The sequence below is a fragment of the Streptomyces sp. NPDC044033 genome (assembly GCF_056434425.1).
Genome location: NZ_JBWKFF010000039.1, coordinates 18,822 through 44,310 on the forward strand (window position 1 = coordinate 18,822; position 25,489 = coordinate 44,310).

The 25,489-nt window shown below is 71.8% G+C and carries 22 protein-coding genes; 14 read left to right on the forward strand and 8 right to left on the reverse strand.

Annotation, left to right across the window (positions count from 1 at the left end; translation table 11 throughout):
* Positions 1-47: 47 nt before the first annotated feature.
* From AC07AB_RS38535 to AC07AB_RS38545, 3 genes are all read left to right on the forward strand, one after another.
* Positions 48-1,166: a helix-turn-helix domain-containing protein gene (locus AC07AB_RS38535; RefSeq protein ID WP_478576963.1), complete on the forward strand. Its 1,119-nt coding sequence runs from the start codon at positions 48-50 to the stop codon at positions 1,164-1,166.
* Between the two features lie 288 nt (positions 1,167-1,454).
* Positions 1,455-2,774 carry a DUF2690 domain-containing protein gene (locus tag AC07AB_RS38540; RefSeq protein ID WP_478576965.1) on the forward strand — a complete coding sequence of 440 codons (1,320 nt, stop codon included), beginning with the start codon at positions 1,455-1,457 and terminating at the stop codon, positions 2,772-2,774.
* 366 nt (positions 2,775-3,140) lie between these two features.
* Positions 3,141-4,130 (forward strand): malate dehydrogenase, encoded by a 990-nt coding sequence (locus tag AC07AB_RS38545; RefSeq protein WP_478576966.1) that lies wholly within the window; start codon positions 3,141-3,143, stop codon positions 4,128-4,130.
* A 74-nt stretch (positions 4,131-4,204) separates the two neighbouring features.
* On the opposite strand, the gene AC07AB_RS38550 is transcribed toward AC07AB_RS38545, so the two are convergent.
* Positions 4,205-5,059: a helix-turn-helix domain-containing protein gene (locus AC07AB_RS38550; protein ID WP_478576968.1), complete on the reverse strand. Its 855-nt coding sequence runs from the start codon at positions 5,057-5,059 to the stop codon at positions 4,205-4,207.
* 470 nt (positions 5,060-5,529) lie between these two features.
* Here AC07AB_RS38550 and AC07AB_RS38555 point away from each other — a divergent pair, with 470 nt between their 5' ends.
* Both AC07AB_RS38555 and AC07AB_RS38560 read left to right on the forward strand, forming a co-directional pair.
* Entirely contained in the window at positions 5,530-5,847 is a 318-nt protein-coding gene (locus tag AC07AB_RS38555) for a hypothetical protein (RefSeq protein WP_478576970.1), read from the forward strand.
* Positions 5,844-6,596 carry an SDR family NAD(P)-dependent oxidoreductase gene (locus AC07AB_RS38560; protein WP_478576972.1) on the forward strand — a complete coding sequence of 251 codons (753 nt, stop codon included), beginning with the start codon at positions 5,844-5,846 and terminating at the stop codon, positions 6,594-6,596. Before AC07AB_RS38555 ends, AC07AB_RS38560 begins: the two co-directional genes overlap by 4 nt.
* 21 nt (positions 6,597-6,617) lie before the next feature.
* Here the strand turns inward: AC07AB_RS38560 and AC07AB_RS38565 are convergent, their stop codons facing one another.
* Positions 6,618-7,091, reverse strand: a complete 474-nt coding sequence (locus AC07AB_RS38565) for a MarR family winged helix-turn-helix transcriptional regulator (RefSeq protein ID WP_478576975.1) — start codon at positions 7,089-7,091, stop codon at positions 6,618-6,620.
* Between the two features lie 69 nt (positions 7,092-7,160).
* Here AC07AB_RS38565 and AC07AB_RS38570 point away from each other — a divergent pair, with 69 nt between their 5' ends.
* Entirely contained in the window at positions 7,161-7,991 is an 831-nt protein-coding gene (locus AC07AB_RS38570) for an alpha/beta fold hydrolase (RefSeq protein ID WP_478576977.1), read from the forward strand.
* A gap of 15 nt (positions 7,992-8,006) precedes the next feature.
* Here AC07AB_RS38570 and AC07AB_RS38575 read toward each other — a convergent pair whose 3' ends face one another.
* From AC07AB_RS38575 to AC07AB_RS38585, 3 genes are all read right to left on the reverse strand, one after another.
* Positions 8,007-8,357 carry a hypothetical protein gene (locus AC07AB_RS38575; RefSeq protein ID WP_478576980.1) on the reverse strand — a complete coding sequence of 117 codons (351 nt, stop codon included), beginning with the start codon at positions 8,355-8,357 and terminating at the stop codon, positions 8,007-8,009.
* Positions 8,358-8,413: 56 nt separating this feature from the next.
* Entirely contained in the window at positions 8,414-10,366 is a 1,953-nt protein-coding gene (locus AC07AB_RS38580; protein WP_478576983.1) for a hypothetical protein, read from the reverse strand.
* Between the two features lie 363 nt (positions 10,367-10,729).
* A complete protein-coding gene (locus AC07AB_RS38585; protein ID WP_478576986.1) occupies positions 10,730-11,497 on the reverse strand; it encodes a hypothetical protein in 768 nt (255 codons plus the stop codon).
* Positions 11,498-11,704: 207 nt separating this feature from the next.
* On the opposite strand from AC07AB_RS38585, the gene AC07AB_RS38590 reads away from it, so the two are divergent.
* The 7 genes from AC07AB_RS38590 to AC07AB_RS38620 all read left to right on the forward strand — a co-directional run bounded on the left by AC07AB_RS38590 (position 11,705) and on the right by AC07AB_RS38620 (position 20,719).
* Positions 11,705-13,174: an aldehyde dehydrogenase family protein gene (locus AC07AB_RS38590; protein ID WP_478577020.1), complete on the forward strand. Its 1,470-nt coding sequence runs from the start codon at positions 11,705-11,707 to the stop codon at positions 13,172-13,174.
* Between the two features lie 114 nt (positions 13,175-13,288).
* A complete protein-coding gene (locus tag AC07AB_RS38595) occupies positions 13,289-14,824 on the forward strand; it encodes a GMC family oxidoreductase (RefSeq protein WP_478576988.1) in 1,536 nt (511 codons plus the stop codon).
* Entirely contained in the window at positions 14,821-15,915 is a 1,095-nt protein-coding gene (locus AC07AB_RS38600; RefSeq protein WP_478576991.1) for a quaternary amine ABC transporter ATP-binding protein, read from the forward strand. Before AC07AB_RS38595 ends, AC07AB_RS38600 begins: the two co-directional genes overlap by 4 nt.
* Positions 15,912-16,349 (forward strand): hypothetical protein, encoded by a 438-nt coding sequence (locus tag AC07AB_RS38605; RefSeq protein ID WP_478576994.1) that lies wholly within the window; start codon positions 15,912-15,914, stop codon positions 16,347-16,349. The genes AC07AB_RS38600 and AC07AB_RS38605 overlap by 4 nt, the downstream gene beginning before the upstream one ends.
* Positions 16,346-18,319: an ABC transporter permease gene (locus AC07AB_RS38610; protein WP_478576997.1), complete on the forward strand. Its 1,974-nt coding sequence runs from the start codon at positions 16,346-16,348 to the stop codon at positions 18,317-18,319. Before AC07AB_RS38605 ends, AC07AB_RS38610 begins: the two co-directional genes overlap by 4 nt.
* Position 18,320: 1 nt before the next feature.
* The gene (locus AC07AB_RS38615; RefSeq protein WP_478576999.1) at positions 18,321-19,304 is read left to right on the forward strand and encodes an ABC transporter substrate-binding protein; all 984 of its coding nucleotides are present in this window, start codon (positions 18,321-18,323) and stop codon (positions 19,302-19,304) included.
* A gap of 362 nt (positions 19,305-19,666) precedes the next feature.
* Complete coding sequence (locus AC07AB_RS38620) at positions 19,667-20,719, forward strand: chitinase (protein WP_478577023.1); 1,053 nt, start codon at positions 19,667-19,669, stop codon at positions 20,717-20,719.
* A gap of 61 nt (positions 20,720-20,780) precedes the next feature.
* Here AC07AB_RS38620 and AC07AB_RS38625 read toward each other — a convergent pair whose 3' ends face one another.
* The gene (locus AC07AB_RS38625) at positions 20,781-21,254 is read right to left on the reverse strand and encodes a carboxymuconolactone decarboxylase family protein (protein WP_478577001.1); all 474 of its coding nucleotides are present in this window, start codon (positions 21,252-21,254) and stop codon (positions 20,781-20,783) included.
* A gap of 47 nt (positions 21,255-21,301) precedes the next feature.
* Here AC07AB_RS38625 and pdxR point away from each other — a divergent pair, with 47 nt between their 5' ends.
* Entirely contained in the window at positions 21,302-22,732 is a 1,431-nt protein-coding gene (gene pdxR / locus AC07AB_RS38630) for a MocR-like pyridoxine biosynthesis transcription factor PdxR (RefSeq protein ID WP_478577003.1), read from the forward strand.
* A 16-nt stretch (positions 22,733-22,748) separates the two neighbouring features.
* Here the strand turns inward: pdxR and AC07AB_RS38635 are convergent, their stop codons facing one another.
* The gene (locus tag AC07AB_RS38635; protein ID WP_478577026.1) at positions 22,749-23,588 is read right to left on the reverse strand and encodes a hypothetical protein; all 840 of its coding nucleotides are present in this window, start codon (positions 23,586-23,588) and stop codon (positions 22,749-22,751) included.
* A gap of 262 nt (positions 23,589-23,850) precedes the next feature.
* Entirely contained in the window at positions 23,851-25,080 is a 1,230-nt protein-coding gene (gene rocD / locus AC07AB_RS38640) for an ornithine--oxo-acid transaminase (RefSeq protein WP_478577006.1), read from the reverse strand.
* Positions 25,081-25,489 lie beyond the last annotated feature (409 nt).

The window sequence follows — 25,489 nt, forward strand, 5'->3', positions numbered from 1 at the left end:
GGCCTGGCTTACCGGATTCGGGCAAGCGAGCGCGTACGGATGCGAGCGTGGACGCGGGTACGGGCAGCAAGGCCAGGGCCAGGGGCCCGGACCTCAGCGGCCTGGCAGGTCCAGGAGCGAATGCGGCGGCGGGCGCACGTGCAGGTCCAGGATCAGGTGCGGCGGCGGGTGCGCGTACAGGTGGCGGCGCGGGTGCACGTACGGACGCGGGGGGACGTACGGACGCTGGCGGAGCTGCGCGCGGCGGCCCTGCCGCATGCTCCGCCCCCGAATGCGCGAGGCTCGCAGAATCCCTGCGGGAGCTGAAGGCGCGTACGGGCCTGAGCCTGGCCGGGCTCGCGGCGAAGACGGCGTACAGCCGTTCCTCGTGGGAGCGCTACCTCAACGGCAAGAAGCTCCCGCCCCGGCAGGCCGTCGAGGCGCTGTGCCGGCTGGCGGGCGAGCCCTTGGGGCGGACGGTCGCCCTGTGGGAGCTGGCGGAACTGGAGTGGAGCGGCCGGGCCGCGCGTGCGGAGCCGGTGAACCGGGCTCCGCACGCGGCCCCCGGGCCGCCGCGGTCTTCGGCCCCCCAGCCACCGGCCGCACGGCAACGCCCGTTGGTGCGGCTGCTCTTGGGGGTGGCGGCGTGCGGAGTGCTGGGCTTCACGGCCGTAGCCGCGTGGCCGACGTCGCAGGAGGGGGGTACGAGCGGGGCGCGGGCCCAGGGGGCGACCGGCAGCGCCTCGTCCAAGAGCACGCCCCCCTACTCGAACGCCCTGCCGGACCCGAAGGCGGAGGCGAGGTGCGCCGGTTCCGAGTGCACCGGCAAGAGCCCGGAGGCGATGGCTTGCGGGGTGGCCCCCAGTACGGTCGCCTCCTGGCGGGCCAAGAACGGCCAGCACGTGTCGATCCGCTACAGCGACGCGTGCGGCGCGGGGTGGGGCAGGATCTGGGACTCGCGGGTCGGGGACCGGATCTCGATCTCCGTGGTGAGCCGGTCCGAGGGCAGGGCGGGGAGCCAGGGGGAGAGCCGCGCGGAGAACAAGCCTCAGAGCGCCGTGGTACGCGATGAATTCGATACGTCGGATCATCTCTTCACTCCCATGGTCGCCTCCGATGCGCCGTCCGCGCTGCGGCTGTGCCTGGAGCCCGCAGGGGGCGGGGCGAAGGAGTGTTTCGGCCGGTGAGGGCGGTTTCGTAGCGCCAGGGAGTGAGGGAGCGCGTGAGGGGGCGTACGCGTACTCCAGTTGCGCCCATGCGCCCTCAACTCGGGAACTGACATGCTGACTTGAGGCATCTCCATGGGTAGCCGGTACTGGCCGTAAAGGGGTGGCGGCGTGCTGTGCTCGACATCCAGTGCTTGATAACCATGAGGGACGACCACAGTCCGCTCGGGGGGACAGGGGGAGGCAATGCCTCGTTGGAAGGCGCTTCCGGAGGAACTTGATCCGCAGTTAAGGGAGTTCGCGAACCAGTTGCGCAGGCTGGTCGAGCGGAGTGGGCTGAGCCTGTCCGCCATCGCGGACCGCACCGGCTACAGCAAGACGTCATGGGAGCGCTATCTGAACGGACGGCTGCTGCCGCCCCGTGGAGCCGCCGAGGCCCTGGCCGAAGTGACCGGGACCAGCGTGGTCCACCTGGGCACGATGTGGGAGCTGGCGGAACGGGCCTGGTCCCGCTCGGAGATGCGGCACGACGTGACGATGGAGGCGATGCGGGTCGCCCAGGCCCGTGCCGCTCTGGGCGAGTTCGGTCCGGCACCCTCCAAATCGGCCAAGAACGGGGGGAAGCGGCAGGAGCCGCCGCCACGGCAGGGGGAGTTACCCGGCGGGGGCGCGGGTGAGGGCTCGGCGGCGAGCGGGGCAGCGCCGCCGCCAGCACATCCGCGACCGCCCGCACCGACACCGACTCCGACACCGACCACCGGCCGGTCCGGTCGGTCCAGTCCCGCCGGTCAGCCGAGTCAGCCCGGTCAGTCCGGCTACTCCGGTGGCTCTGATCGCTCGGGCCCCATGGACCACTCAGGCCACACTGGCAACCTGGGCCACTCGGGCCGCCCGGGCCACTCGGCATACACGCCCCGCTCAGGCACCCCCCGCCCCGGCTACTCGGACGATTCGAGCAGCCCTCCTGGCTCCCCGCCCGGCCCCGGCCCCGGTCCCGGCCCCGGTCCCGGCCGCCCCACCGGCCCGCCGGACGGCCCCCGAGGCGGCGGCCCGTCCGCCTCGCCGGGCTCCGACGCTCAGCGGCAGCGCCGCCGCGTCTCGATGTTCCTCGCCGGTCTGGTCGGCACGCTTCTCATCATCGCCGCCGCCGTGCTCCTGTTCGACGTGGGCGGCGACAGCGGGGGCGGCGGTGCGAATTCCGCCGCATCCGCCTCGCCGAGCGCGAGCGGCAAGCCGAAGCTGCCCGCCGGAGTGAAGTGCGTCGGCCAGGACTGCGCGGGGAAGGACCCGGAGGCCATGGGGTGCGGCGGGGCGTCCGCCACCACGGCCTCCTCCGCGACGATCGGCTCCGCCTATGTCGAGGTCCGGTACAGCAAGGTGTGCGGCGCGTACTGGGCGCGCGTCACGCAGGCGGCGCCGGGCGACACCGTGCAGGTCGCGGCGGCGGCCGGGACCTCGGGGAAGGCCCGTACCGAGAACGGCAAGGTCGACCGGGACGACGACGCCTATACGCCCATGGTCGCCGCGAGCGCCCCGCTTCGGGTCAAGGCGTGCGCGACGCTCGCCACGGGTGAGAAAGGGTGCACGCCGGCGACCGCCGCACCGCCTTCACCTGCGGGTTCCCCCTGAAAGTAAAGACTGGGAAAAGTCGGGGCATGCCCGTCGCGAGGGCGGGCAAGTGAACTTCAACCCCCCACGGGTGTGGCGCACACCGGGCGGGTACCCGCGCTCCCCCTCCTAGAGCGGGTACCCGCCCGGTGCTGCGTCCGGAGCAGGTCACCGGCGGTGCCCACGGGCGGTGCCCACGGGGACGGGTGCACGCAGGGGCGGTGAGCAGTCACACACTGGGGCGGCGTACCGCGCTCGGTAGGGTCCGATAGCCTGACGCAGGGTCTCTTGACAACGAGAGATCTCGCATAAAAAGGGCAGGGACGCCCACCGCCGCCTTGGAGGTCTGGGGGCCCGCCCCCGGCAATCACTGCGCAGGAGACCGCCATGACCCGCACTCCCGTCAACGTCACCGTCACCGGCGCGGCCGGCCAGATCGGCTACGCCCTGCTCTTCCGCATCGCCTCGGGCCACCTGCTCGGCGCGGACGTGCCGGTCAGGCTGCGCCTGCTGGAGATCCCGCAGGGGCTCAAGGCCGCTGAGGGCACCGCCATGGAGCTCGACGACTGCGCCTTCCCGCTGCTTCAGGGCATCGACATCTCCGACGACCCGAACGTCGCGTTCGACGGTGCCAATGTCGCCCTGCTCGTAGGCGCCCGCCCCCGTACCAAGGGCATGGAGCGCGGCGACCTGCTGGAGGCCAACGGCGGCATCTTCAAGCCGCAGGGCAAGGCCATCAACGACCACGCCGCCGATGACATCAAGGTCCTCGTCGTCGGCAACCCGGCCAACACCAACGCCCGTATCGCCCAGGCCGCCGCGCCGGACGTACCGATCGAGCGCTTCACCGCGATGACGCGCCTCGACCACAACCGCGCCGTCAGCCAGCTCGCGAAGAAGACCGGCGTCACGGTCGCCGACGTCAAGAAGCTGACGATCTGGGGCAACCACTCCGCCACGCAGTACCCGGACATCTTCCACGCCGAGGTCGCGGGCAAGAACGCCGCCGAGGCCGTCAACGACGAGGTCTGGCTGGCCGACACGTTCATCCCGACCGTGGCCAAGCGCGGCGCGGCGATCATCGAGGCGCGCGGCGCGTCCTCGGCGGCCTCCGCCGCCAACGCCGCCATCGACCACGTCCACACCTGGGTCAACGGCACCGCCGCCGGGAACTGGACCTCGATGGGCATCCCGTCGGACGGCTCGTACGGCGTGCCGGAGGGCATCATCTCCTCCTTCCCCGTCACCACGAAGGACGGCAAGTACGAGATCGTCCAGGGCCTGGAGATCAACGACTTCTCGCGTCAGCGCATCGACGCCTCCGTCGCCGAACTGGTCGAGGAGCGCGAGGCCGTGAAGGGCCTCGGCCTCATCTGATCCGCGCCTGACTCCGTTGATGGGCTCCGTTCCGGCAGGTGTTTCCTGCGGGGCGGGGCCCATTCGCGTACGGGCTAACCGGCTCCCGGAGAGGCGTTGCGGCAGTCGCGGCAGCGGCCGGGGGCGGGGGAGCGGAAGGCGCGGTCGCAGCCGTCGCAGTTCTGGAGGGGCGCGGGGCGGCGGCCTGCCGTGGTGGGCGGCAGAGTGCCGACGGGCGACGCGGGCAGTACCGGAGGAAGCCATTCCGTCAGCCGGTGGCTCAGCATCTTCGACGGCCAGGTGATCTCGCCGGGCGGCAGGGCGCCGGTGAGCGTACGGAACACCTGCTCCGGCGGTACGCCCCGTTCGAGCCATCGCGCGACGCCGGGGACGAGGTACGTGATGTCGCGTTCGGACAGCACCAGGCGGGCGTCCTTGGCCCGTAGGCCGGTGAGGAGGGCGGTGGCGGTGCGGCGCTGGAGCGGGGGGATGGGCTGCGCGGCGGCGGGGGGTGGTGCGGGGCGCGCGGCAGCGGGTGGCGGCGCGGCGCGCGCGGGCTCCTTCGTCAGCACCACGGGCGGGTTGGGGAGCGAGTCATCCCGTGGGGCCTCCGGGGCGTGTGCATCCCGTGGGGCCCGTGGGGGGTGCGCCTTGGCGGCGGCAGGGTGCTCGAAGTAGGTCGTACGGGTCACGATCCGCTGACCGGCCGCCCGTTCCTTCTTGCGGGACAGATACCCCGCTTCCTCCAACTCCTGCAACGCCCGCGCGATTCGCCCCTCGCCCTCCGGAAAGAGCTCCGCCAGCGCTTTGACGCCGACCTTCGCCCCGTCCGGCAGCGACTGGATCCGTACGGCCACCCCGATCGCGACGGCGGACAGCGTGGGGTGCTGGGCGAGATGGTTGCCGACCACGGTGAAGTGCGACTCGTGGCGGTGCCGGATGTGGACCACACCGGTGAGCGGGCGACGGGTGCGCGGATAACGGCGCGCGCTAAACTGCCTTGAGGTCATTGGGAAGGTACTGCTTCCTGGTGATTAGGCCCTCGGATTGGGACTGCCATCCCGCCGAGGGCCGACGTATGTCTGAGGCTGTTCGGCGCGACCGTACCCCGCTCGATCGCCCGCCTGCCACCCGGTCACCCGATGGGGTGACGAGGGGAGTTGCGAGATTGGTCGGGTACTTTCCCCAATCCTGAAAAGGGCATCGCGCCCCACCGGGACGCGGCCCACCGGGTCGCGACAACCCCGATCCGGCGAACATCCCGGCAGGCTTCCGGGCCGCGCCGACCCCTGCCCCGTCCCCCGCCCCGACCCTCACCCGATCCCCACTCCGCCCCCTGCCCCGATCAATGCCCGCAGGTTATCGCTGGTGATCCAATGGGTCTTGGACTCCAGTGCCATGGGGGAGGTTCGATAGGCCCATGACCTTCCACACGATGATTGTCTCGTTCGATTCCTCCATCCCCGATGCCGAGCTGGATCAGTACCTCAAAGACATCGAAAGTCTGATGCGCGGCTCCGAGCATGTGCAGTCGTTCGCCGCGCGGCGGCACATTCGGGTGGCTGCGGATGACCACAGCCCCGTGTTCGTCGCCAGTGCCGTCGTGCAGATCGGTGTCGACGGTCTCGACGGGCTCAACGCGGTCTTCGCGGTGGCCGGGGCCGAGGAGCTCATCAAGCGTTGGCAGGCGCAGTATCCGTACAAGGTGGTCTGGGTCAACCACGAGGAGCTCTCGTGACGGACTTCGCGGGCAGGGCCGGGCTGGTCACCGGGGCCGGCAGGGGGATCGGGCGGGCCGGTGCGCTGGAGTTCGCCCGGCGGGGGGCCGTGGTCGGGGTGCTCGATGTCGATGAGGGGGCCGCGGCGGAGACCGTGGCGCTCATCGTCGACGAGGGCGGCACGGCGGAGGCGGTCGCCGTCGACATCGGCGACGAAGCCTCCGTCCAGCAGGCCGTCGAGCGTGTCACCGCGCGCTTCGGCGGGCTCGACTTCGCGTTCAACAACGCGGGGGTGCCGTCCCACGGCCGCCAACTCACCGAGATGACGGTCGAGGAGTGGGAGCGCGTCGTACGCGTCAATCTCACCGGCACGTTCCTGTGCATGAAGTACGAGCTTCCCGCCCTGCTGCGGCGCGGCGGCGGGGCGATCGTCAACACCGCGTCGAACGGCGGGCTGTACGCGATCCCGAGCGCACCCGCCTACGTGGCGAGCAAGCGCGGCATCGTCGGGCTGTCCAAGGCCGCCGCCGTCGACTACGCCCCTGACGGCATCCGCGTCAACGCCGTCTGCCCCGCCCTGACCAGGACCGCCATGTACGATGCGGTCGCCGCGGGTACCGACCTGACCGCCCGGCAGGAGGCGCTCACGCCGCTCGGGCGGCTCGCCGCGCCGGAGGAGGCGGCCGCCGCCGCGGTGTGGCTCTGCTCCCCGGGGTCCTCGTACGTCACCGGCACCGCCCTGTCCGTCGACGGCGGGCGGCGGGCGTGACCAAGTGGGGCTCGGGACCGCTCAGTTCACGTCCACATCGTCGAAGACGTCCAGCATCCGCGTCAGCACCTTCACGCACGTCGCGACGTCCGCGTCCGTGAGGTCCCCGCCGACCTGGCGCAGTATCGCGTGCTCGCGCGTCGTCACGGCCGCGATGACCGCCGTCCCCTCTTCCGTGAGCCTGATGAGCGAGGAACGGCGGTGCGCCGGGTTGGGGGTGGATTCGACCAGGTGCTGGGCGGCGGCGTCGTTGACCATGCGCTGGACGAACTGGCGGCTCAGCGCCTGGGCGCGGCCCATCTGGGGGACGGTCATGGGGCCGTGCTCGCGCAGCAGGTCCAGGACGGCGCGTACGCCGACGGAGAGGCCCTCGATCGGCGCGGTCTGTTCCACTTTCCGTTGTACGCGGCGGTACAGGGGGCCGACCAGGGTGAATACCTCCATGAGGCGGGGGCCCAGGTCGTCGGGCGCGAGCGGGGTGTCGGTGTCGTTCACCCCACCAGGATGACATTCAGGATGACACCTCGGTTGCCAACCTGGCCCGAAGGTGACACCTTGGTTGTCATGACTCAGGCTTCTGACGTGTGCTTCTTCGAATCCGGGGACGGCCGCCTCGCCTACCGCGACATCGGCTCCGGCCGGCCGCTGGTGCTGCTGCACGGGGGGTTCCTGGACCACGGCATGTGGGACGAGCAAGTCGCGCTCCTCGCGCCCGTGTACCGGGTGATCGTGCCCGACGCCCGAGGTCACGGTCGGTCCGCCAACGCGAGCCGCCCCTACCGGCAGACCGACGACCTCGCCGCCCTGCTGCGCCACCTCGGCACCGAACCCGCCGTCCTCATCGGCCTGTCGATGGGCGGCGGCATCGCCGTCGACACCGCGCTGGAACACCCCGAGCTGGTGCGCGCCCTGGTGGTGAGCGGGGTCGGGACCAGCGAGCCCGAGTTCCGCGACCCCTGGATCCTGGGCATCCAGGCCGAGTTGGCTCGTACGATGGCCGAGGGCGACGCCGACGGCTGGGTCGAGGCGTTCGTCGGTTACGCGTCCGGGCCGCACCGCTCCCTCGACGACGTCGACAGTGAAGTCCTGCGGCGGCTGCGGGAGATGGCTCGCCGTACGGTCGCCAAACACGTCGGCGGTGCGCCCGTACTGCCCACGCCCGTCACCGACACCTGGGCCCGCGCCGCGAAGATCACCGCCCCGGTGCTGGCCGTCAACGGCGGCCTCGATTCGGCCGACCTCATCGGAATGGCCGAACGCCTCGCCGCCGTCGTCGCCGACGGCCGTACGGCCACCGTCGAAGGCACCGGCCACTACCCCAACATGGAACGGCCCGACCTCTTCAACGCGTTCCTCTGGGACTTCCTGTGCGCCGTCTTCACGGAACGGGGCTGACAGCACCCCGCTCCGCTACAGCCAGCGCTCCGCCGCCTCCACGCTCGTACCGCCACTGGTGTTGAAGGCGATAGCCGCCTGCGGAGCGTGCTCGCGGATCAGGTTCACGATCCGCTCGAAGAACGTCAGAAGCTGCTCCGGCTTGCGGATTCCGCCCCCGATGACCACGACGTCCCACGCGCGCTCGGCCAGCGCCCCGGCCGCCGTGGACTCGGCCGAATCATCGAGCTCCAGCAGCGTCATGGACGCGTCGATGCCGCGCTCGCCGAAACGGACCATCTCGTTGTCCAGGACCGTGCGGAAGGCGGCCGCGTCGACGCCGGGCACCATATGGGGAGCGAAACCGAGCACAAGAACAGTTGGCATTCGGCGAGTCTAACGGGCGCGTTCTCCTGGGAGTTGGCGAGACCGGTCACCGGCTCTCACGCCGCCGCCACCGATACCGTCCTCGGCTCGCCCGAGCGCACCGTCAACGTCGTGCCGGTGCGGCCGTCCGCCGTCTCGAACAGGTCGGCGGGGAGGTCGGTTCCGTCGACCAGGACCCTGCCGTACGTACCGGGGAACCGCGCCTCCCACCGGTAATGCGTCCGGGGGGCCGCGTGCAGGGTGAGGGTGCTGCTGGTGTTGCCGTCGTGGCGCAGCGTGAAGTGGTCATTGCCGATGGGGACGTCCGCCGCCTCCAGCCACTGGACGCCCTCCTCGGCCCCGCCGCCGACGGGCAGCCGCGGCAGGGTGGTCAGCGCGTGCCGCCCGGCGTCCGGCTCGACGCCCATCAGGCCCTCGACAACCTGGGAGATGAGGGTGAAGGACAGTTCGGGGTAGTCGCCGCCCACGAAGCGCTTGGTGATGTGCCGCTTGTCGCGCTCCCGGTAGATGTGCCGCATCCACTGCCACGCCGTCTCGTTGCGGCCGTGCCGGAAGAAGGTGTCGGGGAGGTAGGTGAGGGCTTCGGCGTTTCCGGGCCGGCTCTCGGCGGACACCGCCTGGCGCTGGATGAAGTCGAGATAGGCGTCGTTGCGCGCGCCGCTCTCCAGGAGGCCCTTCAGCGGCATGAACCAGCTGTTCTCCTTCCCCCAGCCGGTGACGGCCGTGCCGTCGGCGCGGTACGCGCGGACCATCGCGGAACCCGAACCCGGCCCGGTCCAGCCGTGGTTGACGTATGCGCGCAGCTCGGCGGCGCGGGCCCGGTACGCGCGTACCAGCTGGGTGTCGTCCCTGGCGTCGGCGAGGGCGGCCACCGCGAGATAGGCCCGGTACTGCGTCGCGACGGCGTCCCCGGCCTCGGCCAGCCGCTCCCCGCTCTCGTTGTAGGTGGCCACCTCGTCGAAGATGCTCGTGCCCGCGGCCCCCGCGACCGGCACCGGCCGGCCGTCCACCCTTCCCGACTGCTGGGCGGTGAAGCCCTCGGTCACCTGGCGGCAGAAGTCCCACAGCACGCCGTCGAGATAGCGGCGGTCGCCGCTCCAGCGGAAGGCCGCGGCGCACTTCTCGACCAGCTCGAAGGGGGCCGGCAGCTCCCGTACGAACTCCTGGGCGCTGCGGTAGTCGATGCTCAGCGGCGTCCGCGCGTCGAAGTTGACGGCCCAGACCGGCCAGTGCCGGTGCTCCGGGGTCGCCGACGCCGCGAAGGAGCGCAGCATCGTGAGGTTCTCGGCGTCCAGGCCCAGCAGGTGGGCGCCGCTGACCTGGTGGGCGGTGTCGCGCGCGTAATAACCCGTACGGTCCGGGTAGCCCGCCCAGTACGAGGGGGCGTACTCGGCCTCGGCGGTGGGCGGGCGGTGGCTGGTCTCGTCCATGTCCAGCGGGCCCGGCGCGCCGCACTGCTGCACCCAGCCCGCGGCCTTCCCCTTCGCCCAGTCGAAGATCTCGACCACCTCGCGGCTGGACGAGGTGACTCTCGGGTGGGCCGGCAGCCCCGGGGAGACCATGACGCCGTCGATGGTGACCCACCCCGAGTCCGTGTCGCCGCCGGACGCCTCGAAGGCGATCTCCAGCCGGTCCTCGGCGTGCAGCTCCACGTCCGTGAGGGTCCAGCGGCGGTAGTCGCCGTCGAAGACGGGGGACACGGCGGCCACGGTCCTGCCGTTGCGGCGCAGGACGAAGCGGGCGTTGGCGTCCTCCCCGGCCAGCCAGGCCGACAGGGAGTAGACGCCGTTCACGGCGGCGGTCACCGTCTGGGTGGCGGAGGTGATGCCGCGCTGGCCGATACGGGCGTCGAGGAAGGCGTGCCGGGCGCCGCTGAACGGTTTGCTCCGGCCCACGCCGCTGCGCGCCTCGCCGCCGCCGTCGACCGGGGCCCCTTTGAACGTCCAGCCCTCGGCGCCGTCCTCGAAGCCGGGATTGACGACGATGAGCGGAGCGGTCCGCTGACCCATGAGATCCCCCTTGCCCGCGCCCCCACGTCCGGCAACGGACGCCGAACCCCTAGGAGCAAGCTAGGAGGCATATCCACGGAGCGAAAGCGAAACACCGGAAACGGCTAATTCGCCTGCTCGTACGCACAGGGGCGAGCACACCGCGGGGAAGCCGCGGGGGAGCCGAAGGGGAGTCGCAGGGAAGCCGCGGGGGAGCCGAAGGGAAGGCAGCGGCCGTCCCGGGCGCGCCGGGCGGCCTCCGCCGGCGGACCGTCCCCGGCTCGCGGCCGGGGCGCGGCCCACAGGGCGGTGGCGTCAGCCCTTCCGGGGCCGTGACGTCGGCCCTTCCGGGGCCGTGGCGTCGGCCCTTCCGGGGCCGTGGCGTCAGCCCTTCTGCACGGCCTTCTTGAACTCGGCGACATCCACCGACTCCTTCTCCGACGGCGGGTCCACCGAGACCGGCTTGCCGTAGTCGGAGAATTCCATGGTGCTCGTCTTGCCGTTCTGCTTCGAGGCGATCTTCAGGAGGCGCGGCTTGCCCTCGGCGGCCACGTAGATCGTGCTCTCCGCGCCGTCCTTCCCCTTCGCGGTGAGCGGCATGACCCGCTTGCCGTCGAGGGTGGTCTCCTTGCCCTTCTTGAGCTTCTCGTCGCCCGCGTCATCGCCCGCGATCTTCTTCTGGAAGTTCTTCAGGTCGCAGGAGGCGGCCATCCCCGACAGGAGCGACTCGCTGGTCTTGCCGTGGATGTAGCGGCCCTTGGCGGCCTTGGTGGCGAGCGCGCCCTTCTTCGGGTCGCCGGTCGCGGCGGTCCACACGGCGGAGTCCGGCTTCAGCCACACCTCGTCGCCGCGCTTGACGACCTCGGCCGAGCCCTGGCCGGTCGGGCTCGTGGTGCCCGTGCAGTTGTTCTTGTCGTCGGCGGAGATGTCCATCTTCGCGGACGACGCGCCCGAGGCGGCGTCCATCTTCATGCGCAGCGCGGAGGCGGAGCTCAGCTCCCCGCGCGCCTTCTTCGAGATCTCCTGGGCGGAGAGTCCGTCCAGTTCCCCCTTGCCCTTCGCGTTGTCGGAGTTTCCGGATCCGCAGCCGGCGAGGCCGACTGTCGCGGCCGTACAGATCGCTGCGGCCCACATGCCGTATCGCTTGGTCATTCAGCTCACGCTAACAAAACCGACGCCAACAAATGGGGCGGATCGGGAATAGACAGTGACTCGGGCCACTCTTGTCGACGAATGAGGCATACGTTCGGAGGTTCCGGTTAGGGGTCCCTGTTGCTGGTGTGACCAGCGCAGAACTTTTCAGTGATCGGAAGGCAGTACGACGTGTCGGCAGCAGTCGAGACCATTCATGTGGACGGGGTGTGGCTCGCCGCCGCATCCGGCGCGCAGCGGGAGGTCCTCGACCCCGCAGACGCCCAGCCCCTCGCGACCGTGGCCGAGGGCGGGGCGGACGACACCGACGCCGCCGTCGCCGCGGCCCGGCGGGCCTTCGACTCCGGTGTCTGGCCCGGCACGCCCGTCGCCGAGCGGGCGGCGCTGCTGCGCCGCGTCGCCGACCTCCTCCAGCGGGACCGCGAGGAGATCGCGCTGACCGAGAGCCGGGACACCGGCAAGACCCTGGAGGAGGGCCGGGTCGACGTCGACGACGTGACCAACGCCTTCCGCTACTTCGCCGACCTCGTCATGAACGAGAGCGGCGGGCGGGTCGTGGACGCGGGCAGCACGGACGTGCACAGCGTCGTCGTGCACGAGCCGGTCGGCGTCTGCGCGCTGATCACGCCCTGGAACTATCCGCTGCTCCAGGCCAGCTGGAAGGTGGCCCCGGCGCTCGCCGCGGGCAACACCTTCGTCATCAAGCCGAGCGAGGTCACCCCGCTCTCCACGGTGCACCTGATCAAGCTGCTGGTGGAGGCCGGCCTCCCGGCGGGCGTCGCGAACATCGTCACCGGCGCGGGCGTGCCGGTCGGGCAGCGGCTGGCCGAGCACCCGGACGTGGACCTGTTCTCCTTCACCGGCGGCCTGGCCAGCGGCACCAAGGCGGGCGCCGCCGCCGTCGCCGGGGCCAAGAAGATCGCCCTGGAGCTGGGCGGCAAGAACCCCAACGTCGTCTTCGCCGACGCCTGCGCCACCGAAGAGGGCTTCGACACCGCCGTCGACCAGGCGCTGAACGCCGCGTTCATCCACAGCGGCCAGGTCTGCTCCGCCGGTGCGCGGCTGATCATCGAGGAGTCGGTCAGCGACCGGTTCGTCGCCGAGCTGGCCCGCCGCGCCGAGAAGATCAAGCTGGGCCGGGGCACCGAGAAGGGCGTCGAGTGCGGCCCCCTCGTCTCCGAGCAGCAGCTCGCCAAGGTCGAGGCGTTCGTCAACTCCGCGCTGGCCGAGGGCGCCGCGCTGCGCTGCGGCGGCTCCCGCCCCAAGCCGTCGAAGGTCCGCCCGGAGAGCGGCTACTTCTTCTCGCCGACCGTCCTCGACCAGTGCCACCGGGGGATGCGCGTGGTGCGGGAGGAGACCTTCGGGCCGATCGTCACCGTCGAGACGTTCCGCACCGAGGACGAGGCCGTCGAGCTCGCCAACGACACCGAGTACGGGCTCGCCGGCGGCGTGTGGTCCTCCGACGCGGGGCGCGCGCGGCGCGTCGCCGGGCGGCTGCGCCACGGCACCGTATGGATCAACGACTACCACCCCTACCTGCCGCAGGCGGAGTGGGGCGGCTTCGGCAAGTCCGGCATCGGCCGGGAGCTCGGCCCCGCCGGGCTGGCCGAGTACCGCGAGTCCAAGCACATCTACCAGAACCTCGACCCGAAGGCGGTGCGCTGGTTCGCCGGCTGAGCGCGCCCGTACCCACTCCGTACAGCGCGTTCGACGGCCAGTCCGACCCGTCGGTTCAACAGCCCACTCATCACGCGCAGAACCTTCAGAAGTAGCAGCAGAGGAGCACCCCCCATGCCCGTGTACGACTACGTCGTGATCGGCGGCGGCACCGCCGGATCGGTCATCGCGTCCCGCCTCACCGAGAACCCCGACATCACTGTCGCCGTCATCGAGGGCGGGCCGACCGACATCGACCGGCAGGACGTCCTCACACTGCGCAGATGGCTGGGCCTGCTCGGCGGTGACCTGGACTACGACTACCCGACGGTCGAGCAGCCGCGCGGCAACTCCCACATCCGGCACAGCCGGGCGCGCGTGCTGGGCGGGTGCTCCTCGCACAACACCCTGATCTCCTTCAAGCCGCTGCCCGGCGACTGGGACGAGTGGGCGACGGCCGGGGCCGAGGGCTGGGACGCCGAGTCCATGGACCCGTACTTCTACCGGCTGCGCAACAACATCGTGGCGGTGGACGAGAAGGACCGCAACGCCATCGCGAGCGACTTCGTGCAGGCCGCGCGGACGGCCACCGACGTGCCGCGCGTGGAGGGCTTCAACAAGAAGCCGTTCCACGAGGGCGTCGGCTTCTTCGACCTCTCGTACCACCCCGAGAACAACAAGCGCTCCTCCGCGTCCGTCGCCTACCTGCACCCCTTCCTCGACCGGCCGAACCTGCACATCATGCTGGAGAGCTGGGCGTACAAGCTGGAGCTGGACGGCACCCGGGCGACCGGCGTGCACGTGCGCACCAAGGACGGCGAGGAGGTCCTCGTCGAGGCGTCCAACGAGGTCCTGGTGTGCGCGGGCGCGGTCGACACCCCGCGGCTGCTGATGCACTCCGGCATCGGCCCGAAGAAGGACCTCGAAGCGCTCGGCATCCCCGTCGTCCACGATCTGCCGGGCGTCGGCGAGAACCTCCTGGACCACCCCGAGTCGGTCATCGTCTGGGAGACCGACGGGCCCATTCCGGAGAACTCGGCGATGGACTCCGACGCGGGGCTGTTCATCCAGCGGGACCCCGAGGCGAACGGCCCGGACCTGATGTTCCACTTCTACCAAATCCCGTTCACCGACAACCCGGAGCGGCTCGGCTACGAGAAGCCCGAGCACGGCGTGTCGATGACGCCCAACATCCCCAAGCCGCACAGCCGCGGCCGGCTCTACCTGACCAGCGCCGACCCCGAGGTCAAGCCCGCCCTCGACTTCCGGTACTTCACCGACGAGGACGACTACGACGCCCGCACCCTCGTCGACGGCATCCGCATCGCGCGCGAGATCGCGAAGACGCAGCCGCTGGCCGGCTGGCTCAAGCGCGAGGTCTGCCCGGGCCCGGAGATCACCTCCGACGAGGAGATCAGCGAGTACGCGCGCAAGGTCGCGCACACCGTGTACCACCCGGCCGGCACCTGCCGAATGGGCGCTTCCGATGATGAACTCGCGGTCGTGGACCCGAACTTGAACATCCGTGGCATGCAGAACATCCGTATTGCCGACGCATCGGTCTTCCCGACGATGCCCGCCGTGAACCCGATGATCGGAGTCCTGATGGTGGGGGAGAAGTGCGCGGAACTGCTTGCCGCGGCCTCGACACGTGGGGGTGATGACGCGTGACCAGCACCGTACCGGCGCCCCGCGAAGCGGTGGACGGCCCGGAAACCGAGGGCGCGCCCGTCTTCTCCGTACGCAACCTGTGGAAGGTCTTCGGCCCCAAGCCCGAGCGCGTGCCGGGCACCCCGCTGGCCGAGCTCCCGGCCGACGAACTGCGCCGTGAGACCGGCTGCACCGTCGCCGTTCGCGATGTCTCCTTCGACGTCCGCCAGGGCGAGGTCTTCGTCGTCATGGGCCTCTCCGGCTCCGGCAAGTCCACGCTGGTCCGCTGCCTGACCCGGCTCATCGAGCCGACCAGCGGCGAGATAGCCATCGACGGCGAGGACGTGTGCGGCATGGACCGCGGCCGGCTGCGCGACCTGCGCCGGCACCGCGCCGCCATGGTCTTCCAGCACTTCGGTCTGCTCCCGCACCGCACGGTGCTCGACAACGTCGCGTACGGGCTCGAAATCCAGGGCATGGGCAAGGCCGAGCGGCGCGCCAAGGCCCTGGAGATCGTCGCCAAGGTCGGCCTCGCCGGGCTCGAAGCCCGCAGGCCCGGCCAGCTCTCCGGCGGCCAGCAGCAGCGCGTCGGGCTCGCCCGCGCACTCGCCGCCGACCCCGAAGTCCTGCTGTTCGACGAGCCGTTCAGCGCGCTGGACCCGCTGATCCGCCGCGACATGCAGGAAGAGGTCGTCCGGCTGCACCACGACGAGGGCCGCACCATGGTCTTCATCACCCACGACCTCAGCGAGGCGCTGCGCGTCGGCGACCGCATCGCGCTGATGCGCGACGGGCGCATCGTGCAGTGCGGCACCCCCGAGGAGATCGTCGGCTCGCCCGCCGACGACTACGTGCGCGACTTCGTCCGCGACGTGCCGCGCGAGCAGGTCCTGACCGTGCGCCGCGCCATGCGGCCGGTCGCCAAGGGCGACGCCGAGGACTGCGCGGAGCTGGCGTCCGACACCACCGTCTCCGACGCGATCGAGGCCGTGGCGCGCAGCGGCGGCCCGGTGCGGGTGGTCGACGACGGCCGCTGCGTCGGCGTCATCGACTACGAGTGCTTGCTGGGTGTAGTGGCGGGACTGGACCGTGGAGAGGTTGCGGCAGCATGAGCGCGATGTACGACAGCACGGTATCGGCGGCCGGTGCCGCCGCCGCGGCTGAGGAGGCCCGAGCAGGGTCCCGTGACGCAGGGGTCACGGCCCGGGTCGGGGCCGCCGCGGCAGGCGCCGCCGACGCCGCTCCGCGCTCCGGGGCGGCGGCCGTAGGCGCCCTCGCGAGCGCCGCGCTGCGCGCGGGAACCGCGCCCCGCCGGGGCGCGGACAGCGCGCAGCCGTCCGCCGGACGCCGCCTCGCGGCCTGGGCCGCACGCGCCGGGTCCGCCGTCGCCGACGCGCTCCGCCCCGAGGTGGCCACCATCGGCAGCGCCGCCCGTACCGCGCCGCTGCCCGTCGTGCGCCCGGTCGGCGGCTGGTCCGCCGCGACCGGCCGGACGGCCGCGACCGCCGGTCCGCCCGGCCGCGCCGCACGCGGGAGGCGCGTGTGAGCGTCGCCACCCCCACCTCCCCCGAGGTGACGCCGGCACCGGCCCTCAGATCGGTCCTGCGACACCCCGCCGTCCGCAAGCTCCTGCTGCTCGCCGTCCTCGCGGCAGTACTCGTGCCCATCGTCAACGCCAAGTGGGCGAGCGGCAGTTGGCCCCACGCGCTGACCGTCGACGCGTCCGGCCCGCTCGGCAAGGCCAGCGACTGGATCATCGACAACCGGGACAGCCACTGGCTGTTCCTGTACTTCTTCGGCCACGTCAGCAACGCCATCGTCATCTCGGTGCGCGCCGTCTACCTCGTACTCCTCGCCCTCGGCTGGGCCGGAGTCACCGCCGCCGCCACCCTCGTCGCGTGGCGCGTCGCGGGCGTGCGGATCGCCGTCACGGCGCTCGTGTCCTTCGCGGTGACCGGCCTCCTCGACATGTGGGTGCCGGGCATGCAGACGCTCGCCCTGATGGTCGTGGCCGTCCTCGCGTCCGTCGTGCTCGGCGGGGTGCTGGGGCTCGCCGGCGGGCTGTCGGACCGTACGTTCCGCATGCTGCGGCCCGTACTCGACACCATGCAGGTGCTGCCCGCCTTCGCGTACCTGCTCCCCGTCGTGATGGTCTTCGGCATCGGTGTGCCGTCCGCCGTCATCGCGACCGTGATCTACGCCGCGCCCCCCATGGCCCGGCTCACGGCGCTCGGCCTGCGCGGCGCCGACAAGGGCGTACTGGAGGCCGTCGACTCGCTCGGTGCCACCGGCCGGCAGCGGCTGCTGACCGCCCGGCTGCCGCTGGCCCGCAAGGAACTGCTGCTCGGCCTCAACCAGACCATCATGATGGCGCTCTCGATGGCCGTGATCGCCTCGATGATCGGCGCGGCCGGCCTCGGCGACCGCGTCTACCAGGCGCTGTCCGCCGTCGACGTCGGCGCGGCCCTCGCCGCGGGCATCCCGATCGTCCTCCTCGCCATCGTCATGGACCGTACGACCGGCGCCGCCGGAGAGCGGATGGGCGTCGAGCCGAGCGGACCCAAGTGGCTGCGCGGCAAGGCCGCCTGGGCGGGCGTCGCCGTGGTGACCGCCGCGGTCGCCGTCGCCGGCAAGCTCGCCCACTCGCAGATCTGGCCCGCGGGCTGGACCGTGGCCATCGCCGCGCCCGTCAACGACGCCAAGAACTGGATGGTCGACCACCTCTACTCCGGCGTCCCCGTCGTCGGCGGCACCAACGACTGGGCCGGACACTTCACCACCTGGGTGCTCGACCCGATCCGCGACGGCCTCCAGGACGCGCCGTGGTGGGGCGTCCTGCTCGTCGTCGCCGCGCTCGCCTGGCTGATCGGCACCTGGGCCACCGCCCTGACCTCGGTGCTCGCCATGGCGGCGATCGGCGTGCTGGGCCTGTGGCAGCCGTCCATGGACACCCTGTCCCAGGTGCTGGCCGCGCTCGTCGTGACGCTGGTCGTCGGCTTCGCCGTCGGCGTCGCCGCCGCCCGCAGCCGCCGGCTGGAGTCGGTGCTGCGGCCGGTCCTGGACGTGTTCCAGACCATGCCGCAGTTCGTCTACCTCATCCCCGTGGTGGCGCTGTTCAGCGTCGGCCGCGCGCCGGGCGTCGCCGCCGCCGTGATCTACGCGCTGCCGGCCGTCATCCGCATCACCACCCAGGGCATCAAGCAGGTCGACCCGTCCGCCATGGAGTCCTCCCGGTCGCTCGGCGCGACCAGCGGACAGCAGCTGTGGCAGGTCCAACTGCCGCTGGCACGGCCCGCGTTGCTGCTCGCCGCCAACCAGGGCGTGGTGCTCGTGCTCGCCGTCGTCACCATCGCCGCCCTCGTCGGCTCGGGCGCCCTCGGCTACGACGTCGTCACCGGCCTCGCCAAGGGCGACCTCGCCACCGGCCTGCCCGCGGGCGTCGCGATCGTCTGCCTCGGCCTGATGCTCGACCGGGTCACCCAGCCCACGGCGCGCCGCGCGCGGAAGGGGGCCTGACATGGCTCGTACGAACATGCGCCGGCGGTCCCTTCTCGCCGCCGTCTCCGGGCTCGGGCTGCTCGCCGCGACCGGCTGCGGCGCGGCCGACATGACCAAGCAGTCCTCGCCGTACGTGAACGCCCAGGGCGCGAAGACGGTGACGCTCTCCGTACAGACCTGGGTCGGCGCCCAGGCGGACGTCGCGGTCGCGAAGTACCTGCTGGAGAACAAGCTCGACTACCGCGTCGACACCGTGCAGGTGGACGAGGTCCCGGCGTGGGACGCGCTCAGCCAGGGCCGCGTCGACGCCATCATGGAGGACTGGGGCCACCCGGAGCAGGAGCAGCGGTACGTCAAGGACAAGAAGACGATCACCCCGGCCGGCGGGGTCGGCGTCATCGGGCACATCGGCTGGTTCGTACCGAAGTACTGGGCGGACAAGCACCCCGAGGTCACCGAGTGGAAGAACCTCAACAAGTACGCGCAGCAGCTGCGCACCCCGGAGAGCGGCAGCAAGGGGCAGCTGCTGGACGGGTCGCCGTCGTACGTCACCAACGACAAGGCCCTCGTGAAGAACCTCGACCTGGACTACCAGGTGGTCTTCGCGGGGTCGGAGGCGGCGCAGATCACCCAGATCCAGCAGTTCGCGAAGCAGAAGAAGCCGTTCCTCACGTACTGGTACGAGCCGCAGTGGCTCTTCAACGAGGTGCCGATGGTGGAGGTGAAGCTGCCCAAGTACTCGGACGAGTGCGGGGACAAGGGGGCGGCCGATCCGACGACGGTGGACTGCGAGTACCCGACGACGCCGCTTCAGAAGTACCTGAACACGGACTTCGTGAAGCATGGCGGGGACGCGGCGACGTTCTTGAAGAAGTTCAAGTGGTCGAAGGACGAGCAGAACCAGGTGTCGGAGATGATCGCCTCGGAGAAGCTGTCGCCGGAGGCCGCGGCCAAGAAGTGGGTGGAGAAGAACCCTTCTGTCTGGAAGGCGTGGATGCCGTAGCCCTGGCGGGCGGCTTGGGGGTTTGAAGGGGGCTCGGCTCCGGCGGTCGGTTGCGGCCGGCGCGGGGCCGGGCCCTTTTTCGGGGCTCTGCCCCGGGCCCCGGTCCTCAAGCGCCGGACGGGCTGGGTGGGGTGGCCCTGGGCCCTCGTCCTCAAGCGCCGGACGGGCTGGGTGGGGCTGGGGTTCGAGATAGGGGCTCCGCCCCGGGCCCCGGTCCTCAAACGCCGGACGGGCTGATTCGGCTGGGCGGTGGTGCGTGGGTTGGGATTGTCGTTGGTCCAGACCTATTGACTGGTTGTCATGCTCACTCTAGGTTCAGGCCGTCAGTCGTGGCCGGAAAGGAGCACGTCATGATCGGTCGAATGGCTCGGATGGTGCGTCTGCTGGGGGCCGGTCTCGCCCTGGCGCTGGTGTCGCAGGTACCGGTCGCCGCCGCGGCGAGCGGAGGGCCGCGCGAGGACACCTGCGCGGTGAAGTCGAAGCCCGCGGGCAAGGTGCTCCAGGGGTACTGGGAGAACTGGGACGGCGCGGCCAACGGCGTGCACCCGCCGTTCGGTTGGACGCCGATCAACGATCCCCGCATCCAGCAGCACGGCTACAACGTCATCAACGCGGCCTTCCCGGTCATCCGGTCCGACGGCACCGTCCTGTGGGAGGACGGGATGGACGCGACGGTGAAGGTCTCGACTCCGGCCGAGATGTGTTCGGCCAAGGCGGCGGGACAGACGATCCTGATGTCCATCGGCGGGGCGGCGGCCGGCATCGACCTCAACTCGACCTCCGTGGCGGACCGGTTCGTCGAGACGATCGTGCCGATCCTCAAGAAGTACAACTTCGACGGCATCGACATCGACCTGGAGACCGGGCTCACCGGCGGCGGCAACATCAAGCAGCTCTCCGCCTCGCAGTCGAACCTCATCCGCATCATCGACGGCGTGCTCGCCAAGATGCCGTCCAACTTCGGCCTGACCATGGCCCCCGAGACGGCGTACGTCACCGGGGGGAGCGTGACCTACGGTTCGATCTGGGGCGCGTACCTGCCCATCGTGAAGAAGTACGCGGACAACGGCCGGCTCTGGTGGCTGAACATGCAGTACTACAACGGCAACATGTACGGCTGTTCCGGTGACTCGTACTCCGCCGGAACCGTCCAGGGCTTCACCGCGCAGACCGACTGCCTGAACAAGGGCCTCGTCGTCCAGGGCACCACGATCAAGGTCCCCTACGACAAGCAGGCCCCGGGCCTGCCCGCGCAGCCGGGCGCCGGGGGCGGCTATATGTCGACGGGCCTGGTGTCGCAGGCGTGGAACAAGTACAGCGGCGGGCTCAAGGGGCTCATGACCTGGTCGCTCAACTGGGACGGGTCGCGCAGCTGGAGCTTCGGCAACAACGTCAAGGCGCTGCAAGGGCGTTGACGGATCGTGGTTGCCGCGCCCCTGAGCCCGCCGCCGAACGGCTCAGGGGCGTCCGCGCGCGTCAGACCGCGCCCGGCGCCTTGCGGGTGGTGACGCTGAGGCGGTTCCAGACGTTGATGGTGGCGATCAGGGCGATGAGCTGGGCCAGCTCCTCCTCCTCGAACTGGGCCGCCGCGCGCGCGTACACCGCGTCCGGCACGAAGCCGTCGGTCAGGACGGTCACCGCCTCGGCGAGCGCGAGCGCCGCCTGCTCCTTCTCGGTGTAGTAACCGGCGGCCTCCTCCCAGGCGTTCAGGAGATAGACCCGCTCCTCCGTCTCGCCCGCCTTGCGGGCCTCCTTGATGTGCATGTCCAGGCAGAACGCGCAGTGGTTGAGCTGCGAGGCGCGGATCTTGACCAGTTCCGCGATGACCGGGTCGACTCCCTTGCGGGCGGCGGCGTCGAGGGCGATGACCGCCTTGTAGGTCGCGGCCGGCATGGCCTCGGCCAGGTCGAGGCGGGGTGCGTGGCTGTGGCTGTTCTCGTTCGTCGTCATGGGTACGACGCTACGGCCTCACTGGTCCAACGGTATGGTCCATTTCCATGGTGGAATCGTGGGCCACTTTCGGCCGGGACCTGCACCTCGACCTGACCGGGCCGGGCGGTGTGCGCGCGGCCCTCACCCGCGCCCTGCGCGACGCCGTACGGACCGGCAGGCTGGCACCCGGCACCCGGCTGCCGTCCTCCCGCTCCCTCGCCGCCGACCTCGCCCTGGCCCGCAACACCGTCGCCGACGCCTACGGCGACCTCGTCGCCGAGGGCTGGCTCACCGCCCGCCAGGGCTCCGGCACCCGCGTCGCGCACCGCACCGTGCCACGCCCGGGCGCCGTCCGCGCCGCACCGCCGGACCGGGACCGCCGCCCCGCCCACGACCTGCGCGTCGGCACCGCCGATGTGTCCGCCTTCCCCCGTTCGGCCTGGCTCGCCGCCGGCCGCCGCGCGATCTCCGCCGCGCCCAGTGACGCCTTCGGCTACGGCGACCCGTGCGGCCACCCCGCCCTGCGCGCCGCGCTCGCCGACTACCTGGCACGGGCCCGGGGCGTACGGACGGACCCCGCGCGCATCGTGGTGTGCACCGGGTTCATGCAAGGGCTTGCGGTGCTGGGCAGGGTGCTGCGGGCGCGCGGGGTGCGGGAGGCGGGCGTCGAGTCGTACGGGCTCTGGCTCCACCGCGAGGCGCTGACGCGAGCCGGGCTGCGGACCGTACCGCTGACGGTGGACGAACGCGGCGCGCGCACGGAGGAACTGGCCGGGCACGGAGGCGTACGGGCCGTCCTGCTCACCCCCGCGCACCAGTACCCGACCGGGGCGTCGCTGCACCCGGACCGGCGGGCGGCCGTCGTGGACTGGGCATCGCGTACGGGCGCGCTGATCCTGGAGGACGACTACGACGGCGAGTTCCGCTACGACCGGCAGCCGGTGGGCGCCCTCCAGGGGCTCGACCCGGAGCACGTCGTCTACTTCGGCACCGCCAGCAAGAGCCTGGCGCCCGCCCTGCGGCTCGCGTGGATGGTGCTGCCGGCCGGCCTGGTGGACGAGGTCGCCGAGGTCAAGAGGGCGGGGGAGTGGTGGACGGGCACCCTCGAACAGCTCACCCTCGCGGAGTTCATCGCCTGCGGCGCGTACGACCGCCACGTACGCGCGATGCGGCTGCGCTACCGGCGCCGCCGGGACCGGCTCGTCGCCGCGCTGGCCGACCGCGCGCCGCACATCAGGGCCACCGGCATCGCCGCCGGTCTGCACGCGGTGCTCGAACTCCCGCCCGGCACCGAGAAGTCCGCCCTCCAGTCCGCGGCCTGGCAGGGCCTGGCCCTGGAGGGGCTGAGCCGCTTCCGCTACCGCCCGCCGAACGCCCCGCACCAGGTGCCCCACGACGGCCCGGACGCGCTGGTGGTGGCTTACGGGACCCCGTCCGAGCACGCGTTTCCGGGGGTGCTGGAGGCGCTGCTGCGGTCGTTGCCGGGGCCGGTGTAGTCGTCGGACGGAGGGCTCAGGCCGCCGCCTCGGCGGTGTCGGCCGGGGCCTCGCCGAAGCGGGCCAGGGCCAGCGCGCCGATGATCGCGAGGGCGAAGCCGACGACGGTGAGCGGGGTCAGTCCCGCGCGCGTACGGTCGCCGAGCCACAGGACGCCGACCAGCGCCGGGCCGACGGTCTCGCCGATCACCATGCCGGCGGTCGCCGCCGTCACCGAGCCGCGCTGGAGGGCGGAGGTGAGCAGCAGGAAGGCCGCGCCGCCGCCGACGAGGAGGGCGTACAAGGCCGGGTTGGTCAGCAGGTCCGCGGGGGCGAGGCCGTCGATGAGGCGGACCGCGACCTCCACCACGCCGAAGCCGATGCCCGAGCCGAGGCCCAGCGCCGCCGCGCGGGCCCGCCCCGGCAGCCGCCCGGCCAGGGCGCCGACGCCCAGCACCGCGACCGCGACGCACAGCACGCCGACGCGCAGCGCCGTGGAGCCCGTACGGTCGCCCTCCGCGCCCGAGGCGAGCCCCAGCATGGCGAGCCCGCCGCAGACCACGGCGACCGCCGCCCACTCGACGCCGCTGAGGCGGACGCGCAGCACCCGCGCGGCCACCACCGCCGTCACGGCGAGGCTGGCGGCGAGGGCCGCGCCGACGGCGTAGATGGGCAGGGAGCGCAGGGCGACGAGTTCGAGGAGGAAGCCGAGCCCGTCGAGGCCGAGCCCCGCCACGTAACGCCACTGGCGCAGCGCGTGCAGCAGCAGCCGCGCGTCGACGCCCGAGCCGGAGCCGGGCGCGGTCGCGCGGGCGGCGACGGCCTGGAGGACGGACGCGGTACCGAAGCAGACCGCCGAGCCGAGCGCACAGATCATTCCTAGGAGCACGCCCCGACTCTAGGACCCGCGCTCGGGGACCTGGCCGAGGGCCCTCGGGGCGGCTCCGTCGCGGTGCGGGGCCGGGCCTGAGGGGCGCCGGGGGAGGCATCGCGAGCGTACGGGCGTGGTCGGGGGCGGGCCGTATCGTGCCGCGCCGGGGCGGGGCGGTGGCTGGGCGCGGCCGGGTGAGCCGGGTGGGCCGGGTGGGCCGGGTGAGCCGGCGCCTCGCGATGAGGTGCCGGCTCATACGCGCGCAGGCTCAGGCCAGCACCTCCCGCAGCTGCTCCAGCCCCCAGTCCAGGTCCTCCTTGCTGATCACCAGCGGCGGGGCGATCCGGATGGTCGAGCCGTGGGTGTCCTTGACCAGGACGCCGCGCGCCATCAGCTTCTCCGAGATCTCGCGGCCGGTGCCCAGCGCCGGGTTGATGTCCACGCCCGCCCACAGGCCACGCCCGCGGACCGCGTCGACCGCGCCGCCGCCGGTCAGCAGCCCGAGTTCGCGGTGGAGGTGGTCGCCGAGTTCGGTGGCGCGCTGCTGGTACTCGCCGGTCCGCAGCATCGCGATGACTTCGAGGGCGACCGCGCACGCCAGCGGGTTGCCGCCGAACGTCGAGCCGTGCTCGCCGGGGCGGTGGACGCCCAGCACCTCCTGCGAGGCGACCACCGCCGAGACCGGGACGACGCCGCCGCCCAGCGCCTTGCCCAGCACGTACATGTCGGGGACGACGTCCTCGTGCTCGCACGCGAAGGTCTTGCCCGTACGGCCGAGGCCCGACTGGATCTCGTCGGCGATGAACAGCGTGTTCCGCGACCGGGTCAGCTCGCGGACGCCCGCCAGATACCCCGGCGGCGGTACGAGCACGCCCGCCTCGCCCTGGATCGGCTCCAGCAGCACGGCCACCGTGTCCTCGTCGACGGCCGCCTCCAGCGCGGCGAGGTCGCCGTACGGCACGATCTCGAAGCCCGGTGTGTACGGGCCGAAGTCCGCGCGGGCCTCCTCGTCGGTGGAGAAACTGACGATGGTGGTGGTGCGGCCGTGGAAGTTGTTGTCGGCGACGATGATCTTCGCCCGGCCGTCCGGTACGCCCTTCACCCGGTAGCCCCACTTGCGTGCGGTCTTCACGGCCGTCTCGACGGCCTCCGCGCCCGTGTTCATCGGCAGCACCATCTCCTTGCCGCAGAGCGCGGCGAGTTCGGTGCAGAAATCGGCGAACCGGTCGTGGTGGAACGCCCGCGAGGTGAGGGTCACCCGCTCCAGCTGGGCCTTGGCGGCGTCGATCAACCGCCGGTTGCCGTGGCCGAAGTTGAGCGCCGAGTACCCGGCGAGCATGTCGAGATAGCGGCGGCCCTCGACATCGGTCATCCATGCGCCGTCGGCGGTCGCGACGACGACCGGCAGCGGATGGTAGTTGTGCGCGCTGTGCTGCTCGGCGGCGGCGATGCTGCGTTCCGTGGAGGTCAACGTGTACTCCGTTCGTATCGGGGCCATCCCGTGCTCAATTTGTATCGCCGCGCACCCGGAAAGGGGAGATCCTTCGCGAATGCGGGCGTCGCACGGGAGGAGTTGATCCGGCCTCTATGCTCCGTTACTTTCCCGGATGCGATCGAAATTGTCTGCGAAGCTCAGGGGGACGCCGACCGCGCGCGAGGACTCCGGCCGTCGCACCGTCACGGCGCTGCTGACCGGACTCACGCTCGTCGGGGGGCTCGCCGCGGCCCAGCCGGCCACGGCCGAGCCGGGCGGCGAGGTGCGTACGCTCACCAAGGGCCCTCAAGCGACTTCACAGCACTGCAACTGCTCACCCCCGGGTTACCGTCCTCGTAACGCGGCACAGGGGCGCACGCACCACACGGCCCTCTGGCGGAACGAAGAAGAAGCGACGAGATGGGGGACTCTC

Coding starts and splice junctions, on each gene's coding strand:
- AC07AB_RS38545 (WP_478576966.1), top strand. CDS start 3,141: ATGACCCGCACTCCCGTCAACGTCACCGTCACCGGCGCGGCCGGCCAG.
- AC07AB_RS38555 (WP_478576970.1), top strand. CDS start 5,530: ATGACCTTCCACACGATGATTGTCTCGTTCGATTCCTCCATCCCCGAT.
- AC07AB_RS38570 (WP_478576977.1), top strand. CDS start 7,161: ATGACTCAGGCTTCTGACGTGTGCTTCTTCGAATCCGGGGACGGCCGC.
- AC07AB_RS38575 (WP_478576980.1), bottom strand. CDS start 8,357: ATGCCAACTGTTCTTGTGCTCGGTTTCGCTCCCCATATGGTGCCCGGC.
- AC07AB_RS38580 (WP_478576983.1), bottom strand. CDS start 10,366: ATGGGTCAGCGGACCGCTCCGCTCATCGTCGTCAATCCCGGCTTCGAG.
- AC07AB_RS38585 (WP_478576986.1), bottom strand. CDS start 11,497: ATGACCAAGCGATACGGCATGTGGGCCGCAGCGATCTGTACGGCCGCG.
- AC07AB_RS38595 (WP_478576988.1), top strand. CDS start 13,289: ATGCCCGTGTACGACTACGTCGTGATCGGCGGCGGCACCGCCGGATCG.
- AC07AB_RS38605 (WP_478576994.1), top strand. CDS start 15,912: ATGAGCGCGATGTACGACAGCACGGTATCGGCGGCCGGTGCCGCCGCC.
- AC07AB_RS38615 (WP_478576999.1), top strand. CDS start 18,321: ATGGCTCGTACGAACATGCGCCGGCGGTCCCTTCTCGCCGCCGTCTCC.
- AC07AB_RS38620 (WP_478577023.1), top strand. CDS start 19,667: ATGGCTCGGATGGTGCGTCTGCTGGGGGCCGGTCTCGCCCTGGCGCTG.
- AC07AB_RS38625 (WP_478577001.1), bottom strand. CDS start 21,254: ATGACGACGAACGAGAACAGCCACAGCCACGCACCCCGCCTCGACCTG.
- pdxR (WP_478577003.1), top strand. CDS start 21,302: ATGGTGGAATCGTGGGCCACTTTCGGCCGGGACCTGCACCTCGACCTG.
- AC07AB_RS38635 (WP_478577026.1), bottom strand. CDS start 23,588: ATGATCTGTGCGCTCGGCTCGGCGGTCTGCTTCGGTACCGCGTCCGTC.
- rocD (WP_478577006.1), bottom strand. CDS start 25,080: ATGGCCCCGATACGAACGGAGTACACGTTGACCTCCACGGAACGCAGC.